Annotated in this window: 23 protein-coding genes; 22 read left to right on the top strand and 1 reads right to left on the bottom strand. The window is 67.9% G+C overall.

The window, feature by feature from the left end; genetic code table 11:
• The first annotated feature begins 2 nt into the window (after positions 1 to 2).
• The 15 genes from rplF (at position 3) to rplQ (ending at position 9,304) form a co-directional block, all read left to right on the top strand.
• A complete protein-coding gene (gene rplF, locus BLU02_RS06620; protein WP_025102395.1) occupies positions 3 to 539 on the top strand; it encodes a 50S ribosomal protein L6 in 537 nt (178 codons plus the stop codon).
• Positions 540 to 541: 2 nt separating this feature from the next.
• Positions 542 to 901 carry a 50S ribosomal protein L18 gene (rplR, locus tag BLU02_RS06615; protein WP_025102394.1) on the top strand — a complete coding sequence of 120 codons (360 nt, stop codon included), beginning with the start codon at positions 542 to 544 and terminating at the stop codon, positions 899 to 901.
• Complete coding sequence (gene rpsE / locus BLU02_RS06610; RefSeq protein ID WP_025102393.1) at positions 898 to 1,596, top strand: 30S ribosomal protein S5; 699 nt, start codon at positions 898 to 900, stop codon at positions 1,594 to 1,596. Before rplR ends, rpsE begins: the two co-directional genes overlap by 4 nt.
• Positions 1,596 to 1,781 (top strand): 50S ribosomal protein L30, encoded by a 186-nt coding sequence (rpmD, locus tag BLU02_RS06605; RefSeq protein ID WP_017201575.1) that lies wholly within the window; start codon positions 1,596 to 1,598, stop codon positions 1,779 to 1,781. Before rpsE ends, rpmD begins: the two co-directional genes overlap by 1 nt.
• Positions 1,781 to 2,398, top strand: a complete 618-nt coding sequence (gene rplO / locus BLU02_RS06600) for a 50S ribosomal protein L15 (RefSeq protein WP_025102392.1) — start codon at positions 1,781 to 1,783, stop codon at positions 2,396 to 2,398. Before rpmD ends, rplO begins: the two co-directional genes overlap by 1 nt.
• A 153-nt stretch (positions 2,399 to 2,551) precedes the next feature.
• Positions 2,552 to 3,874, top strand: coding sequence for a preprotein translocase subunit SecY (gene secY / locus BLU02_RS06595; protein WP_025102391.1), 1,323 nt, complete (start codon positions 2,552 to 2,554; stop codon positions 3,872 to 3,874).
• Entirely contained in the window at positions 3,871 to 4,494 is a 624-nt protein-coding gene (locus BLU02_RS06590; RefSeq protein WP_029989083.1) for an adenylate kinase, read from the top strand. Before secY ends, BLU02_RS06590 begins: the two co-directional genes overlap by 4 nt.
• Position 4,495: 1 nt before the next feature.
• Complete coding sequence (map, locus tag BLU02_RS06585) at positions 4,496 to 5,347, top strand: type I methionyl aminopeptidase (RefSeq protein WP_060921246.1); 852 nt, start codon at positions 4,496 to 4,498, stop codon at positions 5,345 to 5,347.
• The gene (locus BLU02_RS06580; protein WP_060921247.1) at positions 5,347 to 6,018 is read left to right on the top strand and encodes a DsbA family protein; all 672 of its coding nucleotides are present in this window, start codon (positions 5,347 to 5,349) and stop codon (positions 6,016 to 6,018) included. The genes map and BLU02_RS06580 overlap by 1 nt, the downstream gene beginning before the upstream one ends.
• A gap of 173 nt (positions 6,019 to 6,191) precedes the next feature.
• Complete coding sequence (infA, locus tag BLU02_RS06575) at positions 6,192 to 6,413, top strand: translation initiation factor IF-1 (protein ID WP_017201569.1); 222 nt, start codon at positions 6,192 to 6,194, stop codon at positions 6,411 to 6,413.
• A 97-nt stretch (positions 6,414 to 6,510) separates the two neighbouring features.
• Positions 6,511 to 6,627 carry a 50S ribosomal protein L36 gene (rpmJ, locus tag BLU02_RS06570; RefSeq protein ID WP_005050492.1) on the top strand — a complete coding sequence of 39 codons (117 nt, stop codon included), beginning with the start codon at positions 6,511 to 6,513 and terminating at the stop codon, positions 6,625 to 6,627.
• Positions 6,628 to 6,773: 146 nt separating this feature from the next.
• Entirely contained in the window at positions 6,774 to 7,148 is a 375-nt protein-coding gene (gene rpsM / locus BLU02_RS06565) for a 30S ribosomal protein S13 (RefSeq protein WP_025102387.1), read from the top strand.
• A gap of 30 nt (positions 7,149 to 7,178) precedes the next feature.
• Positions 7,179 to 7,577: a 30S ribosomal protein S11 gene (gene rpsK, locus BLU02_RS06560; RefSeq protein ID WP_017829189.1), complete on the top strand. Its 399-nt coding sequence runs from the start codon at positions 7,179 to 7,181 to the stop codon at positions 7,575 to 7,577.
• Between the two features lie 130 nt (positions 7,578 to 7,707).
• On the top strand, positions 7,708 to 8,697 hold the full coding sequence (locus tag BLU02_RS06555; RefSeq protein ID WP_025102386.1) for a DNA-directed RNA polymerase subunit alpha: 990 nt from the start codon (positions 7,708 to 7,710) through the stop codon (positions 8,695 to 8,697).
• A 34-nt stretch (positions 8,698 to 8,731) separates the two neighbouring features.
• The gene (gene rplQ / locus BLU02_RS06550) at positions 8,732 to 9,304 is read left to right on the top strand and encodes a 50S ribosomal protein L17 (protein ID WP_025102385.1); all 573 of its coding nucleotides are present in this window, start codon (positions 8,732 to 8,734) and stop codon (positions 9,302 to 9,304) included.
• A 55-nt stretch (positions 9,305 to 9,359) separates the two neighbouring features.
• Here rplQ and BLU02_RS06545 read toward each other — a convergent pair whose 3' ends face one another.
• A complete protein-coding gene (locus BLU02_RS06545) occupies positions 9,360 to 10,580 on the bottom strand; it encodes a PAS domain-containing protein (protein ID WP_060921248.1) in 1,221 nt (406 codons plus the stop codon).
• A 160-nt stretch (positions 10,581 to 10,740) separates the two neighbouring features.
• On the opposite strand from BLU02_RS06545, the gene BLU02_RS06540 reads away from it, so the two are divergent.
• The 7 genes from BLU02_RS06540 (at position 10,741) to BLU02_RS06510 (ending at position 18,159) form a co-directional block, all read left to right on the top strand.
• Entirely contained in the window at positions 10,741 to 11,760 is a 1,020-nt protein-coding gene (locus BLU02_RS06540) for a Bug family tripartite tricarboxylate transporter substrate binding protein (protein WP_025102383.1), read from the top strand.
• A 1-nt stretch (position 11,761) separates the two neighbouring features.
• A complete protein-coding gene (locus BLU02_RS06535) occupies positions 11,762 to 12,322 on the top strand; it encodes a tripartite tricarboxylate transporter TctB family protein (RefSeq protein WP_082749936.1) in 561 nt (186 codons plus the stop codon).
• Positions 12,322 to 13,869 (top strand): tripartite tricarboxylate transporter permease, encoded by a 1,548-nt coding sequence (locus tag BLU02_RS06530; RefSeq protein ID WP_025102381.1) that lies wholly within the window; start codon positions 12,322 to 12,324, stop codon positions 13,867 to 13,869. The genes BLU02_RS06535 and BLU02_RS06530 overlap by 1 nt, the downstream gene beginning before the upstream one ends.
• A gap of 46 nt (positions 13,870 to 13,915) precedes the next feature.
• Positions 13,916 to 14,713, top strand: a complete 798-nt coding sequence (locus BLU02_RS06525; RefSeq protein WP_025102380.1) for a sulfite exporter TauE/SafE family protein — start codon at positions 13,916 to 13,918, stop codon at positions 14,711 to 14,713.
• Positions 14,714 to 14,904: 191 nt separating this feature from the next.
• Positions 14,905 to 15,909, top strand: a complete 1,005-nt coding sequence (locus BLU02_RS06520; protein ID WP_060921249.1) for an SIS domain-containing protein — start codon at positions 14,905 to 14,907, stop codon at positions 15,907 to 15,909.
• Positions 15,910 to 15,928: 19 nt separating this feature from the next.
• A complete protein-coding gene (locus BLU02_RS06515) occupies positions 15,929 to 17,212 on the top strand; it encodes an ABC transporter substrate-binding protein (RefSeq protein WP_167627835.1) in 1,284 nt (427 codons plus the stop codon).
• Between the two features lie 65 nt (positions 17,213 to 17,277).
• Positions 17,278 to 18,159 (top strand): carbohydrate ABC transporter permease, encoded by an 882-nt coding sequence (locus BLU02_RS06510; RefSeq protein ID WP_060921251.1) that lies wholly within the window; start codon positions 17,278 to 17,280, stop codon positions 18,157 to 18,159.
• Position 18,160: the final 1 nt, after the last annotated feature.

Here is an 18,160-nt window from a genome sequence, read left to right as displayed (position 1 = left end):
AAATGTCGCGTATTGGACGACTTCCCATCGACGTTCCCGCGGGCGTGACCGTTTCGGTCGACGGCCGTGAGGTCGCGGTGAAGGGCCCCAAGGGTGAGCTCACCCTCACGGTGGCCAGCCCCATCGAGGTGTCGGTCGAGGAGAACCAGGTTCTCGTCACCCGCCCCGACGACGAGCGCGAGTCCCGGTCGCTTCACGGCCTGACCCGCACGCTCATCAACAACAACATCATCGGCGTGACCCAGGGCTACACCAAGGGTCTCGAGGTCGTCGGCACCGGTTACCGCGTGCAGCAGAAGGGCAACTCGGTCGAGTTCGCCCTCGGCTTCTCGCACCCGGTCCTGGTCGACCCGCCCGCCGGCATCACGCTCACGGTCGAGGGCACGAACAAGCTCACCGTCAGCGGGATCGACAAGCAGGCCGTCGGTGAGGCGGCTGCGAACATCCGCAAGATCCGCAAGCCCGAGCCGTACAAGGGCAAGGGTGTGCGCTACGCCGGCGAGGTCGTGCGTCGCAAGGCCGGAAAGGCTGGTAAGTAACCATGGCTGTGAAGTCGAAGTCCGACGCCCGCGCGCGTCGTCACGCCCGTCTTCGCAAGAAGATCGTGGGCACCGAGGTGCGTCCGCGCCTCGTCGTCAACCGTTCGGCGCGTCACGTCTTCGTGCAGCTCGTCGACGACAGCAAGGGCCACACGGTCGCCTCGGCCTCGACGCTCGAGACCGACCTGCGTTCGCTGGATGGCGACAAGACCGCCAAGGCCCGCAAGGTCGGCGAGCTCCTCGCCGAGCGTGCGAAGGCCGCAGGCGTTTCCGAGGCAGTGTTCGACCGTGGCGGCAACCGCTACGCGGGTCGTGTCGCCGCCATCGCCGACGGCGCCCGTGAAGGGGGTCTGGCACTGTGAGTGACAACAAGGAGAACGAAGTGACCGAAGCGGCTGCTGCCACTTCCGAGACGGCCGCCGGTACCGCGCAGGCTGAGCCCACTCGCGACCAGCGGGACGGCCGCCGCGGCGGACGTGACCGCAACCAGGGCGGCCGCGACCGCAACTCGCGCGACCGCGGCGACAACCAGTTCCTGGAGCGCGTCGTCACCATCAACCGCGTCTCGAAGGTCGTGAAGGGTGGTCGTCGCTTCAGCTTCACCGCTCTCGTGGTCGTCGGCGACGGCAACGGTCTGGTGGGCGTCGGCTACGGCAAGGCCCGTGAGGTCCCCCTGGCGATCTCGAAGGGTGTCGAAGAGGCGAAGCGCAACTTCTTCCGCGTCCCGCGCGTCGGCAGCACCATCCCGCACCCCGTGCAGGGTGAGTCGGCCGCCGGTGTGGTGCTCCTGCGCCCCGCCGCCGCCGGTACCGGTGTCATCGCCGGTGGTCCGGTCCGCGCCGTGCTCGAGTGCGCCGGCATCCACGACGTGCTGTCCAAGTCGCTCGGCTCGTCGAACACGATCAACATCGTGCACGCGACGGTCACCGCCCTGAAGGAGCTCGAGGAGCCCCGCGCCGTCGCCGCACGTCGTGGTCTCGAGTTCGACCAGGTCGCCCCGGCCCGGCTCGTCCGCGCCGAGGCCGAGGCCATCGCCGCACAGAAGGTAGGTGCCTGATGGCCGCGCGACTCAAGGTCACGCAGATCAAGTCCAAGGTGAGCGAGAAGCAGAACCAGCGCGACACGCTGCGCAGCCTCGGTCTCAAGCGGATCGGTGACACCACCGTCCGCCCCGACGACGCGCAGACGCGCGGCTACGTCAAGACCGTCGCCCACCTCGTCAAGGTTGAGGAGATCGACTAATGGCTGAGAAGAACGAGGCCGTCGAGGCCGAGAAGGCCACCAAGAAGGCGGCGGCTCCCAAGGCCGACGCCGCCAAGAAGCCGGCCGCGAAGAAGGCACCGGCCAAGACCGCTGCCGCCGACGCCAAGGCCGACGGCTCCGCCAAGGCTGCGCCGAAGAAGGACGCCCCGGCGTCCCGCCCCGGTGTGCTGAAGGTCCACCACCTGCGTCCCGTCCCCGGCTCCAACACCGCGAAGACCCGTGTCGGTCGCGGTGAGGGCTCGAAGGGCAAGACGGCCGGTCGCGGCACGAAGGGCACCAAGGCCCGCAACACCGTGCGCGTCGGCTTCGAGGGTGGCCAGATGCCGCTGCACATGCGCACGCCGAAGCTGCGCGGCTTCAAGAACCCGTTCCGCGTCGAGTACCAGGTCGTGAATCTGGAGAAGCTCGCGGAGCTCTACCCCCAGGGTGGCGACGTCACCGTGAGCGACCTGGTCGCCAAGGGTGCGGTTCGCAAGAACGAGAAGGTCAAGGTTCTCGGAGGCGGCGACATCGCCGTGAAGCTCACCGTCGCGGTCGACAAGGTCTCGGGTTCTGCCGAGCAGAAGATCGTGGCTGCGGGCGGATCCGTCAAGTAACCACTGCGGAAGAGGGGTCGGAGATTCTCCGGCCCCTCTTCTGGTTCGGCGGGGGAGAAGCCGACCGCTCGCATTCCCCGGACCTCGGAGTGGGTTACCCTGGTGTTTCAGCCGCCCCTCGAGGGTTCGGCCACCTTTTCAGGAGGAACGTTCTTGTTTAGCGCCATCGCGCGGATCTTCCGCACGCCCGACCTGCGTCGGAAGATCGGTTTCACTCTCGCGATCATCGCGATCTACCGTCTGGGCTCGAACGTCCCTGCGCCGTTCGTCAACTTCCCGAACGTCGAGCAGTGTCTCGCTGCCAACGCCGGCACCGAGGGCCTGCTCGGACTCGTCAACCTCTTCTCCGGCGGCGCGCTGCTGCAGCTGTCGATCTTCGCGCTCGGCGTCATGCCGTACATCACCGCGACGATCATCACGCAGCTCCTGCGCGTCGTCATCCCGCACTTCGAGGCCCTGCACAAGGAAGGCCAGGCCGGACAGGCCAAGCTGACCCAGTACACGCGGTACCTCACGATCGCGCTCGCGCTCCTGCAGTCGACGACACTCGTCACTGTGGCCCGTACAGGCCAGCTCTTCGGCACGACCGACATCGGGGCGTGCACGCAGCTCCTCACGAACGACGTGTGGTGGGCGCAGGTGCTCATCATCATGGCGATGACGGCCGGCACCGGTCTTATCATGTGGTTCGCCGAGCTCGTCACGGAGCGGGGCATCGGCAACGGCATGTCTCTGCTGATCTTCACCTCGATCGCTGCGACCTTCCCCGGCGCGATGTCGATCATCTGGCAGACCCGCGGCTTCGAGGTGTTCCTCCTCGTGCTGCTCGTCGGCATCATCGTGATGGGGCTCGTGGTCTTCGTCGAGCAGTCGCAGCGGCGCATTCCCGTGCAGTACGCGAAGCGCATGGTGGGCCGCCGCACGTACGGTGGGACGAACACGTACATCCCGATCAAGGTCAACATGGCGGGCGTGATCCCGGTCATCTTCGCCTCGTCGCTGCTGTACATCCCGGCGCTCATCGCGCAGTTCAACACCCCGCAGGACGGCTCCACGCCGCCCGCGTGGGTTAGCTGGATCAGCGCGAACTTCACCACCGGCAACAGCCCGATCTACATGGCGGCGTACTTCCTGCTGATCATCGGGTTCACCTACTTCTACGTCGCGATCACGTTCAACCCGGTCGAGGTCGCCGACAACATGAAGAAGTACGGCGGCTTCATCCCCGGGATCCGGGCCGGCCGTCCGACCGCGGAGTACCTGGACTACGTGCTCACCCGCATCACGCTCCCCGGTTCCCTCTACCTGGGTCTGATCGCCCTCATCCCGTTGATCGCCCTCGCCACGGTCGGCGCCAACCAGAACTTCCCGTTCGGTGGCGCGTCGATCCTCATCATCGTCGGCGTGGGTCTCGAGACGGTCAAGCAGATCGATGCCCAGCTGCAGCAGCGACACTACGAAGGACTTCTCCGATGACGGTTCGACAGGCTCACCGACCCACTGCCCGTTTGCTCATCGTCGGCCCCCAGGGTTCCGGCAAGGGCACGCAGGGTGTGCGCATCGCCGAGTCCTACGGGATCCCCGTCGTCTCGACCGGCGACATCTTCCGCGCGAACATCAAGGAGGGGACGGCTCTCGGCCAGCAGGTCACGGCGATCCTCGACAAGGGCGACCTCGTTCCGGACGAGCTGACGAGCGAGATCGTGCGCGACCGGCTGAGCCAGGACGACGCGCAGAACGGCTTCCTCCTCGACGGCTACCCCCGCAACACCGCTCAGGTCGCGCACCTGGACGCGTTCCTCGAAGGACGCGGCGAGGCGCTGGACGCGGTGATCCTCCTCGACGTCCCGCGCGAGGAGAGCATCGCCCGCCTCGCGCTCCGGGCCGCCGAGCAGGGGCGTTCCGACGACACGGACGAGGCCATCGCGCACCGACTCGACATCTACGAGAAGGAGACGGCGCCGATCATCGAGGTCTACAGCAGCCGCGGCATCGTCGACCGCATCGACGGTGTGGGCTCCCTCGAGGAGATCACGGAGCGCATCTCCGCCGCCCTGGCCGCTCGTGGGCTGCGTTCCACCACGTCCGCCGTCTGAGATGTTCCGCCGCTCGATCTACAAGACCCCGGCTCAGCTGCGAGCCATGGTCGAACCCGGCCTCATCACCGCCGAAGCCCTCGATGCCGTCCGGGCCCTCATCAAGCCGGGGGTGAAGACGATCGAGCTCGACGCCGCCGCGAACCGCGCCATCCTGCAGCGGGGGGCGGAGTCGAACTTCCAGCTCGTCAAGGGGTACCACCACACGATCTGCGTCTCGGTCAACGAGCAGGTCGTGCACGGCATCCCGGGGGAGCGGGTCCTCCAGCCCGGCGACATCGTCTCGGTGGACTGCGGCGCCCAGTTCGAGGGCTGGAACGGTGACAGTGCGATCACGGTCGTCGTCCCCGATCCCGAGCGCCCCGAGCTCGTCGCGCGCCGCGAGGAGCTCTCCCGCGTGACCGAGGGGTCCATGTGGGCGGGGATCGCCGCGATGGCCACGGCCTCGTCGATCGACGAGATCGGCGCCGCCATCCAGGACTACATCGAAGCGCAGGGGCCGTCCGCCGTGAGCGGTGAGCCCTACGGGATCCTCCGCGAGTACGTCGGACACGGCATCGGGCGGAAGATGCACGAGGCCCCCAGCGTCTTCAACTACCGGACGCCCGACCGCGGCGCGGACGTGAAGCCCGGGCTCGTGCTCGCCATCGAGCCCATGGTCACCGCCGGCGGCGAGGCGACGTTCGTGGAGGATGACGACTGGACCGTCACGACGGTCGACGGCACTGACGGCTCACATTGGGAACATAGCGTCGCCCTGCATGATGGGGGCATCTGGGTGCTCACCGCGCCCGATGGTGGAAGAGCCGGACTCGCCCCGTTCGGGGTCGAGCCTCGAGAGATCGGAAAGTAATGGCAGCGGCGAAGAGCAACACCAACTGGTTCGCGATCGGCGTCTCCATCGCCGTCGTCGTGGTCCTGGTGGCCCTCGGCGGACTCGTGGTGTTCCTCAACAACCAGGCGACCTCTCCCGGCGCCACCCCGACCGCTAACGAGAACTTCGACGCCGAGGCCGGCTCCATCTCCATGGGTGACGGCGACACGACGGTGTCGGTCTTCCTCGACTTCCAGTGCCCGGTCTGCAAGTCCTTCGAGGACCAGTTCGGCGCCGCCCTCGAGGCCAAGGCGCAGAGCGGCGAGATCACCCTCGAGCAGCACCCCATCGCGATCCTGGACCGCTTCTCGCAGGGCACCGAGTTCTCCTCCCGTTCGGCCGGTGCCGCGTTCTGCGTCGCCGAGTCGGACTCCGACCTCTACTTCGACTACGCGAAGGTCCTGTTCGAGAACCAGCCGGCGGAGAACACCCCCGGCCTCACGAACGAACAGCTCGCCGAGTTCGCCACCCAGATCGGCGCGGGCGACGACGTCGTGTCCTGCATCACGGACGAGACGTACCGCAAGTTCGGTGCCGCGCAGGCGAAGGCCAACGACATCCAGGGCACGCCGACCGTCGAGATCGACGGCGAGCGGCTCGACCTCCAGAACCAGGAAGACATGAAGCGGTTCACCGACCTGCTCCGCTGAGACCCGCTCACCCGCTCGACGCCCCATTCGGCCAAGTTGCCGGATGGGGCGTCGTCGGATAACATAGATCTTTGGTGCCTTGTGCCATGCGTTCGGCGTGTCCGATCCGGCCCGGTACCGCACACCACCCACCCACCGCAGATCGACCGATCTGCAGAAGCGTCAGCGAGGCTATGGCTAAGAAAGACGGTGTCATCGAGATCGAGGGCGTGATCTCCGAGGCTCTTCCCAACGCGATGTTCCGCGTTGAGCTCAGCAACGGACACAAGGTCCTGGCAACGATCTCCGGAAAGATGCGGCAGAACTACATCCGTATCATCCCCGAGGACCGTGTGGTCGTGGAGCTCAGCCCCTACGACCTGACCCGCGGCCGCATCGTCTACCGCTACCGCTGATCGGTCGAGAAGTAACGGCTGCCCTTCGACGGGCTCAGGGACCCCGGTCTCGGAGGTCGGACATCGGGCAGCACGAAGACAGCGAACAGGAAACATCATGAAGGTCAACCCCAGCGTCAAGCCGATCTGCGACCACTGCAAGGTGATCCGCCGCCACGGCCGCGTGATGGTGATCTGCAAGAGCAACCCGCGCCACAAGCAGCGCCAGGGCTGAGCCCCCGCTGCGTGAGCGCCGCTCTCGCAATCTCATAACTCAATACGAAACGGCAGGATCAGAGCCCGCGGAAGCGGGGGACACCTCGGGGCGGAGGCCCGGGCACCGATCCTGCTCCACACCTCCACAACACCCAGGAGAACCGCATGGCACGTCTTGCCGGCGTTGACATCCCGCGCGACAAGCGCGTGGTGATCGCCCTTACCTACATCTACGGCGTCGGCCGTACCCGCTCGGTCGAGATCCTCAAGGCGACCGACATCGACGAGAGCATCCGCGTGAAGGACCTCAGCGATGACCAGCTCATCGCCCTCCGCGACTACATCGAAGGCAACTACAAGGTGGAGGGTGACCTGCGCCGCGAGGTCGCCGCAGACATCCGCCGCAAGGTCGAGATCGGCTCCTACGAGGGCCTCCGCCACCGTCGTGGCCTTCCGGTCCGCGGTCAGCGCACCAAGACCAACGCCCGTACCCGCAAGGGCCCGAAGCGCACCGTCGCCGGCAAGAAGAAGGCCCGCTAAGCAGCGGCCAGGGACTAGGAGAACACTTTCATGGCTGCACCCAAGGCCGCCGCGCGCAAGCCGCGCCGCAAGGAGAAGAAGAACATCGCGCTGGGCCAGGCCCACATCAAGTCGACGTTCAACAACACCATCGTTTCGATCACCGACCCGTCCGGCGCCGTCATCGCCTGGGCTTCGTCGGGTGGCGTGGGCTTCAAGGGCTCCCGCAAGTCGACCCCCTACGCCGCAGGCATGGCAGCGGAGTCCGCTGCCCGCCAGGCCGCTGAGCATGGCGTGAAGAAGGTCGACGTCCTCGTGAAGGGTCCGGGCTCCGGCCGCGAGACCGCGATCCGCTCGCTGCAGGCCGCCGGCCTCGAGGTGGGTTCGATCCAGGACGTCACCCCGCAGGCGCACAACGGCTGCCGTCCGCCGAAGCGCCGCCGCGTCTGATGCGTGTGCCGAGCCGCTCGTCCTTCGGGTCGAGCGGCTCGGCGCCCCGCGTGGGGCATCGACTTCCACAACTCAAGACCTCACCCCACCACATGTCATATAGCGGGCATGTGATCGAAAGGAACACAGAGTGCTTATTGCACAGCGTCCCACACTGACCGAGGAAAAGATCGTCGAGAACCGGAGCCGGTTCATCATCGAGCCTCTGGAGCCCGGCTTCGGCTACACGATCGGCAACGCGCTGCGTCGCAGCCTGCTGTCGTCGATCCCCGGCGCCGCTGTCACCAGCGTCCGCATCGACGGTGTGCTGCACGAGTTCAGCACGATCCCCGGCGTGAAGGAGGATGTCACCGAGATCATCCTCAACATCAAGCAGCTGGTCGTCTCCAGCGAGCGCGACGAGCCCATCACCGCGTACCTCCGCAAGACCGGTGCCGGTGAAGTGACCGCCGCCGACATCTCGGCTCCGGCCGGTGTCGAGGTGCACAACCCCGAGCTCGTCATCGCGACGCTCAACGACACCGCCAAGTTCGAGCTCGAGCTCACCATCGAGCGCGGCCGTGGCTACGTCTCCGCGACGCAGAACCGCAACGAGTACGCCGAGGCCGGTCAGATCCCGATCGACTCGATCTACTCGCCCGTGCTCAAGGTCAGCTACCGCGTCGACGCCACCCGTGCCGGTGAGCGTACCGACTTCGACAAGCTCATCCTCGACGTCGAGACCAAGTCGGCGATCAGCCCGCGCGACGCCGTCGCCTCGGCCGCCAAGACGCTCACCGAGCTGTTCGGTCTCGCCCGCGAGCTGAACGTCGAGGCCGAGGGCATCGAGATCGGCCCGGCGCCGGTGGAGGCTGTGAACTCCAGCGAGCTGTCGATGCCGATCGAGGACCTCGACCTGTCGGTCCGCTCGTACAACTGCCTGAAGCGTGAGGGCATCAACACCGTTTCTGAGCTCGTCGCCCTGTCGGAGACGCAGCTCATGAACATCCGCAATTTCGGCCAGAAGTCGGTCGACGAGGTGCGCGACAAGCTCATCTCGCTCGGTCTGTCGCTCAAGGATTCGGTGCCCGGTTTCGACGGCGCCCACTTCTACGGCGGCAGCGAAGACGAGTCCTTCTGATACCCGACCCTTTCTGACCAGGAGTTAGACGATTATGCCCAAGCCCACCAAGGGTCCCCGCCTCGGAGGCGGCCCCGCCCACGAGCGCCTGCTGCTTGCCAACCTCGCGGCTGCGCTGTACACCCACAAGTCGATCAAGACGACCGAGACGAAGGCCAAGCGCCTGCGTCCGCTCGCCGAGCGCCTCATCACCTTCGCCAAGCGCGGGGACCTGCACGCCCGCCGTCGCGTGCTGTCGGTCATCGGTGACAAGGAAGTCGTGCACGTCCTGTTCAACGAGATCGCTCCGCTCGTCGCGGACCGCGAGGGTGGCTACACGCGCATCACCAAGGTCGGCAACCGCAAGGGCGACAACGCTCCCATGGCCGTGATCGAGCTCGTCCTCGAGCCCGTCACCCCGAAGGCGAAGTCGACCAAGAAGGCCGCCGCGGCTCCGAAGGACGAGAAGCCCGCTGCCGAGGAGGCTCCCGCTGAGGAGGCCGTCGAGGCGCCCGCGGACGAGACCGCTGCCGACGACACGGCTGCCGAGGCCGGCGCCGAGTCGCAGGCCGAGGGCGAGGCCGCTGAGGCCGCCGCCGAGGACGCTGTCGAGAAGAAGTCCGAGTAAGGACCGCTCTCCCACGAAGCCCGCCGCCCCTCTTGGGGGTGGCGGGCTTCGTCGTTCAGCGGGGATCGGTGACCCGATAGCGCGCTCCGGGGCGCCCCTTGGTCGAGTAGTCCAGGGACCGCACGGCCTGGCCCGTGGCGGCGAGGTGCTCGAGATAGCGACGGGCGCTGACGCGGGAGATGGCGAGGTCGTCCCCGATCTCGGTCGCTGAGGCATCCGGTCGGGCGGCGAGGGCGGCGGAGACCCGTTCCAGGGTCTCCGCACTCAAGCCCTTCGGCAACCCGTACCGCTCCCGGAAGGCGATGATGGCGTCGGCCGCCTCGACCCGGCGGACGACGTCGTGCAGCTCGGTGTGGTCGCGGAGCAGGAGCGTCGCCCCCACGTCGGCGGATCCGTCTCCGGAGGCGGTGCTGCGGGCGACGAGCACATGCGAGCCGACGATGACGGGGCGGCCCGCGGCCTCGCCTTCCCGGAGCACGGTGGCGAGCTCCTCCCCGAGGACCTCGTCCGCGGGAGCGCCGTCGAGATCGGCGGCATCGCGGCCGAGGAACCTCGCAGCCGCGTCGTTGACCAGGGTGATCCGACCGGCGCCGTCCACGGTGACGACGCCTTCGCTGAGCCCGTGCAGGGTCGTCTCCTGGTTCTTGACCAGCGCCGCGATCTGGTGCGGCTCGAGCCGGTAGATGCGTCGCCGGATGAACGACGTCACCCACGCGGCCCCGAAGACCCCGAGGACCGCTGCCACGAGCATGGCGGAGATGAGACCCACGAGGTTGCTGGTGAACTCCTCGTTCAGCTCGGACTCCAGGATGCCGACGGAGGCCGTGCCGATGACGGCACCGTCCTCGTCGCGGATGGGCACCTTCACCCGCCACGAGGTCCCGAGCGTGCCGGTCTGCGTGCCGACGAAGATCTCGCCGCCGAGCGGGATCGACGGGTCGGTGGACACCCGCTCGCCGATGCGGTCGGTGTTCGGATGCGAGTACCGGATGCCCTCGTCGTTGGCGACCACGACGTACGCGAGGTCGGAGGCCTCGCGGATGACCTCGGCGACCGGCTGGATGGCAGCGGCCGGGTCCTCGTCGTCGAACGCATCGAGGACGACGGGGAGAGCGGCGACGGACTGGGCGACCGCCTGCATGCGGTCCTTGTAGGCCTCGCGAAGCGCGTTCTCCTGGAACGCTCCGGCGGCGATGCCGGTGCCGAGGGTCACCAGGAACACGATCAGCGCCTGCAGCGCGAGCAGCTGCACACGGAGCGTCATCTTCGAGGCCACGGATCCATTCTCCCGGGTGGGTGGACGGGCCGCGAGCCGGCGCCGGAGCTGTTCGCGACCAATAGTTACGGAACGCGACCAATGGTTTCCGAAGCTTGAGCGGGCGCATCGGCGCCTCGACAGTGGACGGATTGCACTCGAACGCTCAAGGAGGAGCGCCATGAATCACGCCCGCATCGGGACCCTCGCCGCGGCAGTCGCCGCGACCGCCCTCGTCCTCACCTCGTGCTCGACCGCCGACGGCGGAACGGCCGGCTCCGACGGCGGCGACGACGCGGCCGCCATCACCGACGTCAACATCGTCGTCCCCGCCGACCCGGGCGGCGGCTGGGACCAGACCGGCCGCGCCCTCTCGCAGCTGCTCACGCAGGAGGACATCGTCGGTTCGGCGCCCGTCACCAACGTCGGCGGCGCGGGAGGCACGGTGGGTCTCGCGCAGCTCGCCAACGAGAAGGATCCGGCGACCCTCATGGTCATGGGCCTCGTGATGGTGGGCGCGGTGGAGACCAACGCCTCCGCCGTCCGCATCGAGGACATGACCCCGATCGCCCGACTCACGGACGAGCCCCTCGTCGTGGTCGTCCCCGCGGACTCGGAGTACGACACGCTGGAGGACCTCGTCGAGGATGTCGTGGACAAGGGCCAGGAGGTCACGATCACGGGCGGCTCCGCCGGGGGAGCCGATCACATCCTCGCCGGGCTGCTGCTCGAGGAGGCGGGACTCGACGGCGCCGAGATCGCCGAGAAGCTGAACTACACGCCCAACTCGGGCGGCGGCGAGGCCACCTCGCTGATCCTCGGAGGCAAGGTCTCGGCCGGCATCTCCGGCGTGGGCGAGTTCCTGCAGCACATCGAGGCCGGCACCATGAAGGCCCTCGCCGTCTCGTCGGAGGAGCCGGTCACGCAGCTGCCGGACGTCGACACGATCACCGAGTCCGGGTACGACGTCGTGCTCACCAACTGGCGCGGCGTGATCGCTCCGGGTGGGATCAGCGACGCCGAGCGCTCGGAACTCGAGCGCCTCGTCACCGAGCTGGAGGCGTCCGACGCGTGGAAGGACGAGCTGGAGACGCGAGGGTGGGCGGACGCGTTCCTCACCGGCGCGGAGTTCGACGAATTCCTCGACGGCAACATCGCCGAGGTCACCACGACGCTGCAGAACATCGGGCTGGTCGGCTGAGATGACGACCGGGTCTTCCGGACCCGGCGAGGAGGTGCGGACCGACGCCCGTCGGTCCGCACGTCTCGTCGCGTCCCTGCCGCGGGGGGAGCTCGTCTTCGCCCTGCTCATGGTGGCCCTCGGCGTATTCGCGTTCGCCGGTGTGTTCACCATCCATGTGCCCGCGGGTGGCCAGGTCGGGCCGACGGTCTTCCCGCTGTTCGTCTCGGTGCTGCTTCTGGGCTCGTCTCTCGCCGTCGTGGTGAGCATCCTCCGCGGCTACCGCGGTGTGCCCGAGGAGGGGGAGGACGTCGATCAGAGCCTGCCGACCGACTGGCTCACGCTCGTGAAGATCGTGGCGCTCGTGGTCGCTCATCTGCTCCTCATCGAGCCGCTCGGCTGGGCCCCGGCGGCGGCTCTGCTGTTCGGCGGCGTCGCGTGGGCGCTCGGCGCCCGCCGCTGGTGGATGGCGCTCCTCATCGGCAGCATCCTCGCGCTGGTCGTCCAGGTGGTGTTCGGCGGTCTGCTCGGGCTGTCGCTCCCCTGGGGACCGGCGCTCGGCTGGCTGGGAAGGATGTTCTGATGGACAGCTGGAGTCTGCTCCTCGAGGGGTTCGCGACCGCGCTGCAGCCCCAGTACCTCGTGTTCGCCTTCTTCGGCGTGCTGATCGGCACCGCCGTTGGAGTGCTCCCCGGGATCGGGCCGGCGATGACCGTCGCCCTGCTCCTTCCCCTCACCTACACGTTGGAACCGGCCGCAGCGCTCATCACGTTCGCGGGGATCTACTACGGCGGCATGTACGGCGGGTCGACCACGAGCATCCTGCTGAACACCCCGGGGGAGTCGTCGTCGATCGTGACGGCGATCGAGGGCAACAAGATGGCCAAGCTCGGGCGGGGCGCGGCGGCGCTGGCCACCGCGGCGCTCGGGTCGTTCGTCGCGGGGACCCTCGCCACCGTGGGCCTGACGCTGCTCGCACCGGTGCTCGCGCAGTTCGCCGTGAACCTCGGGCCCGCCGACTACGTGGCTCTCATCGTCGTAGCCTTCGTCACCGTCGGTGCGCTGATGGGGTCCTCCGTGCCGCGCGGCCTGCTGTCGCTCGGCGTCGGCTTGTTCCTCGGCCTGGTCGGCACCGACTGGCTCTCGGGCCAGCAGCGGTACACGCTCGGCCTGCTGCCCCTGGCGGACGGCATCGACGTGGTGCTGGTGGCGGTGGGGCTCTTCGCGGTCGGCGAGACGCTGTACGTCGCGGCCCGGCTGCGGCACGGCGCGATCGACGTGATCCCCGTGTCGCGCGGGTGGCGCAGCTGGATGACGAAGGACGACTGGCGCCGCTCATGGAAGCCGTGGCTCCGCGGCACCGCCATCGGCTTCCCGATCGGCACGATCCCGGCCGGCGGTGCCGACGTGGCGACCTTCCTGTCCTACGCCACCGAGCGCAAGCTCTCGCGCCGCAAGGACGAGTTCGGCCGCGGGGCCATCGAAGGCGTCGCGGGCCCGGAGTCGGCGAACAACGCGGCGGCCGCGGGCGTGCTCGTGCCGCTGCTGACGCTGGGACTTCCGACGACGGCGACGGCCGCGATCATCCTCACCGCGTTCCAGACGTACGGTCTGCAGCCCGGGCCGCAGCTGTTCACCGGACAGGCTGACCTCGTCTGGGCACTGGTGGCGAGCCTCTACATCGGCAACGTGATCCTGCTCGTGCTGAACCTGCCGCTCGTGGGCATGTGGGTGAAGCTCCTGCAGATCCCGCGGCCGTACCTGTACGCGGGCATCCTCCTGTTCGCCGCCTTCGGCGCGTACGCGCTGAACTTCGCGGTCGTCGACATCCTGATCCTGCTGATCATCGGCGTCCTCGGCTACTTCCTGCGGCGGTACGGGTTCCCGGTGGCGCCGCTGGTGGTGGGCATGATCCTCGGGCCGATGGGGGAGGAGCAGCTGCGGCGCGCACTGCAGCTCAGCCAGGGCGACCTGACGACGCTCATCGCGCAGCCGTTCTCCGCAGTCGCCTACGTCATCCTCGCGCTGCTCATCGTCGGCGGGCTGTGGCTGCGGCGCCGACAGCGCCGGTACGAGCAGGCGCTCACGGAGTCCATCGCGGTGCCCGTCAAAGCGGACTCGGAGGTTTGAGCCCGCTCGATTCGAGGAGGGGAGAGGCCGGGAGTAGGCTGATCCGGTGAGCGATGCGACGGTCCTGAAGCGCGGGCCCCGCGCCTACGCCACGTTCATCGGCATCGGCCTCCTCGCCGGCCTCCTCTCCGGTCTCTTCGGCGTCGGCGGCGGCACGGTCATCGTCCCCCTGCTGGTGCTGCTGCTCGCGTTCGACCAGCGGCTCGCGGCCGGGACCTCGCTGGCGGCGATCGTCCCGACGGCGACCGTCGGGGTCATCTCCTACGCCGCGTCGGGCTCCGTCGCCTGGATCCCGGCGCTGATCCTCGCCGCCGGAGCCGTGGTCGGAGCGCAGATCGGCACCCGCCTGCTCCCGCGGATCTCGCAGACCGCCCTCCGCTGGGGGTTCGTCGGCTTCCTCGTCGTCGTGATCGTGAGCCTCTTCCTCGTCATCCCCTCGCGCGACGCCGTCTTCGAGCTCACCTGGCTCACCGGGATCGCCCTGGTGGTCGTGGGAATCGGAACCGGCATCCTGGCCGGGCTCATCGGCGTGGGCGGCGGTGTGATCGTCGTCCCGGTGCTCATGCTCGCGTTCGGCACGAGCGACCTCGTCGCGAAGGGCACCTCGCTACTCATGATGATCCCGACCGCGCTCTCCGGCACGGTCGGCAATCTCCGCAACCGCAACGTCGATCTCCTCGCCGCGCTGCTGATCGGCGTCTCGGCGTGCACCACGACGGCCCTCGGCGCCTGGCTGGCGACCATCGTCGACCCGACCGTCGGCAACCTCCTCTTCGCCGCGTATCTCGTCGTGATCGCGGTGCAGATGGCCCTCAAGGCCGTCCGCGGGCGCCGGCGCGGCTGACGCCGCGGCCGCCGTTCCTGCGGCGCGAGCCGACCGCTGAAGCGCGCCGGACCCGTCCCTTTCCCTGACTCCCGCGAACGATTTTCGCCGCGCCTCTTTACAGGCGGTGCTGCGCTCGCTATCGTCAGTCATCACATGACGTCATATAACGAGTCATGATGTTTGATCGAAGGTCATCAGAAGGGACCATCTTGTCTGCCACCGCTCTGTTCGTCGACTCCGCCGCTATCGAGAACCAGCTCGCTGCGGCCCGCCAGGCGATCGCGACCCGAGACACCATCTCGCGCGTCGTGCTCACCGCCTGCGGCGGCTCCTTTGCCGTCATGCAGCCCATCGAGTACCTGTTCGGCACCAAGGCGGTGTCGCTCGAGGCGACCGCACTCAATGCTGCCGAGTTCACCAGCCGCGCCTCGTCGCGCGTCGACGCCGACACCCTCGTCGTGCTCTGTTCGCACTCCGGCACCACGCCGGAGACGGTCGCCGCGGCGAAGCACGCACGCGAGCGCGGTGCGCTCACGGTCGCCTTCACGTTCGACCCGACGTCGCCGCTCGCCGAGGCATCGGAGCACGTGGTGGCGTATCAGCACGGCGAGGGGAAGAGCGAGGCCCACGTCGGCCCCGCGCTGCTGCTGCGCCTGGCGGCCGGCATCCTGGACGACCGTGAACAGGCCGGCATCGTCGGTGCGGTCGACGAGGCCGTCGCCCAGTTGCCGACCCTCGTGCCGGCAGCGCGCGAAGCGCACTCCGCAGCCGCCGATGCCTGGGGATACCGCCACCGTCGCGAGTCCCTCATCTACACGATGGCGGCAGGCTCCAACTACGGCTCCGCGTACTCGTTCGCCATCTGCCTGCTGCAGGAGATGCAGTGGGTGCACTCCGCCGCCATCCACGCCGGCGAGTACTTCCACGGCCCCTTCGAGATCACCGAGGAGGATGTGCCGTTCATCGCGCTGCTCGGACTCGATGAGACTCGGTCCGTCGAGCAGCGCGCGGTGGACTTCGTCACGAAGCACTCGGATCGGGTGCTCGTCATCGACGCCCAGGAGTTCGGCCTCGATGTCGTCGCTCCGGAGGTGCGCGGCATCGTCGCCCACCTCCTCTTCAACGTCGTGCTCCGCGCGTACGCGGATGCACTCGCCGACCACCGAGGACACCCCCTCAGCGTGCGCCGCTACATGTGGCGCATGGAGTACTAGGAACGAAAGGATCGCAACGATGCGAACATCAGCCCGGATCGGCGTGGCGGCTGCGGCCGCCGCCGCCCTCGTCCTGCCCCTGGCCTCGTGCGCCGGCGGCGAGAGCGAGGCCTCGGACGGCCAGGTGGAGATCAGCTTCTTCCACCGCTGGCCCAACGAGCCGAAGAACTCGTACTACACCGACATGGTGGCGGAGTTCGAGAAGGAGAACCCCGACATCAAGGTCTCCGTCGAGAGCGTGCTCAACGACGCCTACAAGGACAAGGTGAAGGTCGTCGCGGGCTCCGCCAACGCTCCGGACGTCCTGTTCACCTGGAGTGGCTCGTTCGTGGACGAGCTCGTCTCCAACGACGCCCTGCTCGATCTCGGGCCGTGGCTCGAGGAGGACACGGACTTCCGGGACAGCTTCTACCCGAGCCAGCTGGAAGCCTTCGAGGTCGACGGCACCTCCTACGGTCTGCCAGTGGGGATGCAGTCGAAGCTGTTCTTCTACAACAAAGACGTGTTCGAGGAGCTGGGTCTCGAGCCGCCGGCGACGTGGGACGAGTTCATCGACGTCCTGGAGACGATCCAGGACGCCGGCATGACCCCGATCGAGTACGGCGCGCAGGAGCAGTGGACGATCGCGCACTACGTCGGCACGCTGAATCAGCGTGTCGTCGATCCGGAGGTGTTCGCAGCGGATCAGGATCCGGCGACCGGCGCGTTCACGGACGAGGGGTATGTCCGGGCGCTGGAGCGCTTCCAGGAACTCGCCGAGTACATGAACGACGACCTCACGGCCGTCGGGCATGAGATCGCGCGTAACGCCTGGATCGCGGAAGAGGCGCCGATCATGTACATGCAGAGCGCCGAGGTGGGGTACTTCGGCGACGCGCAGTTCGAGTACGGCACGTTCAACTTCCCTGCGGTCGAGGGCGGCAAGGGCGATCCGGCGGAGCTGACCGGAGCTCCGGAGGGCTTCGCGATCTCGAAGACCACGAAGCACCCCGAGGAGGCGCAGCGGTTCCTCGAGTTCCTGCTCAGCAAGCAGAGCGGCATCGCCTATGCGGAGCGCGCGGGCGAGCTGAGCCCGGTCAAGGGTGCGGTCGAGGAGGCGGACGTGCCCGAGATCTCACGGGAGCTCGCCCAGGGGATCGTCGACGCCTCGGCGATGACGACCTGGCTCGACAACGCCTACGATCCGCAGATCGTGCAGGCGTACCTGTCCGAGACTCAGCTGATGCTCAGCGGCCAGCAGACCCCCGAGGGGGTCATGGCCGCCGTGCAGGAAGCCGCGAAGCGCGTGCGCGACGCCTCCTGATCCGCACCGGGGCCGCCGGCATCCTCGGCCGGCGGCCCCTCCCACCTTTCGGAAGAGACACCGTGATGAGAACACGCTCTCGAGCCTGGTCGAACCTGCTCTACGTGCTTCCCGCGATCATCCTGATCGGGGTGTTCGTGTACTACCCGCTGGTCGCCAATGCGGCCTTCGGCTTCTTCTCGTTCAGCGCCGGCAGCGGTGAGATGCGCTTCGTCGGCCTCGACAACTTCGCGCGGCTCCTCAGCGATCCGATCATCGCGACGGCCCTGGGCAACAACATCCTGTACGCGATCGTCTCGATCGTGTGCCAGGTGGGTGGTGCCCTCGTGATCGCCGCCTGGCTGACCCGGCTGCTCGGTCCGCGCATGGGCGCATTCCTGCGCAGCGTGTACTTCTTGCCCGCCGTGATCTCGATGACGGTGATCGCGCTGCTGTTCACGTTCGTGTACAACGCCCGCGGCGGACTCCTCAACGCTCTGCTGGAGGCGATCGGACTCGGCAGCCTGCAGACGGCGTGGCTCGCCGATGTCGACACGGCGATGGGAGCGGTCATCGGCGTCTCCCAGTGGCAGAGCATCGGCTACGTCTGCATGCTCTACGTCGTCGCACTGCAGCAGATCCCGGAGGAGTACTACGAAGCCGCGTCGCTGGACGGCGCCGGACGGGTTCGCCAGTTCTTCAGCATCACCGTCCCGCAGGCCAAGGAGATGATCTTCGTCGCGATGATCCTCACCGTCTCCGGCGCTTTCACGGTGTTCAACGAGCCTTACATCCTGACCAAGGGCGGTCCGGGAAACACCACCCAGGTCCTCGCGACCTATATGTACAACCAGGGTTTCTTCCAGAACGAGATGGGCTACGCCTCGGCCATCGCGAGCCTGATCTTCGTGATCACGCTCGTGCTGTCCGTCGTGCAGATGGTCTCGTTCCGAAGCGGGAGGCAATGAC

The organism is Microbacterium paraoxydans (genome assembly GCF_900105335.1).
Taxonomy (GTDB): domain Bacteria; phylum Actinomycetota; class Actinomycetes; order Actinomycetales; family Microbacteriaceae; genus Microbacterium; species Microbacterium paraoxydans.
The sequence above is the reverse complement of the archived record's forward strand: the minus strand, read 5'-3'. Positions and strand labels throughout refer to the sequence as shown.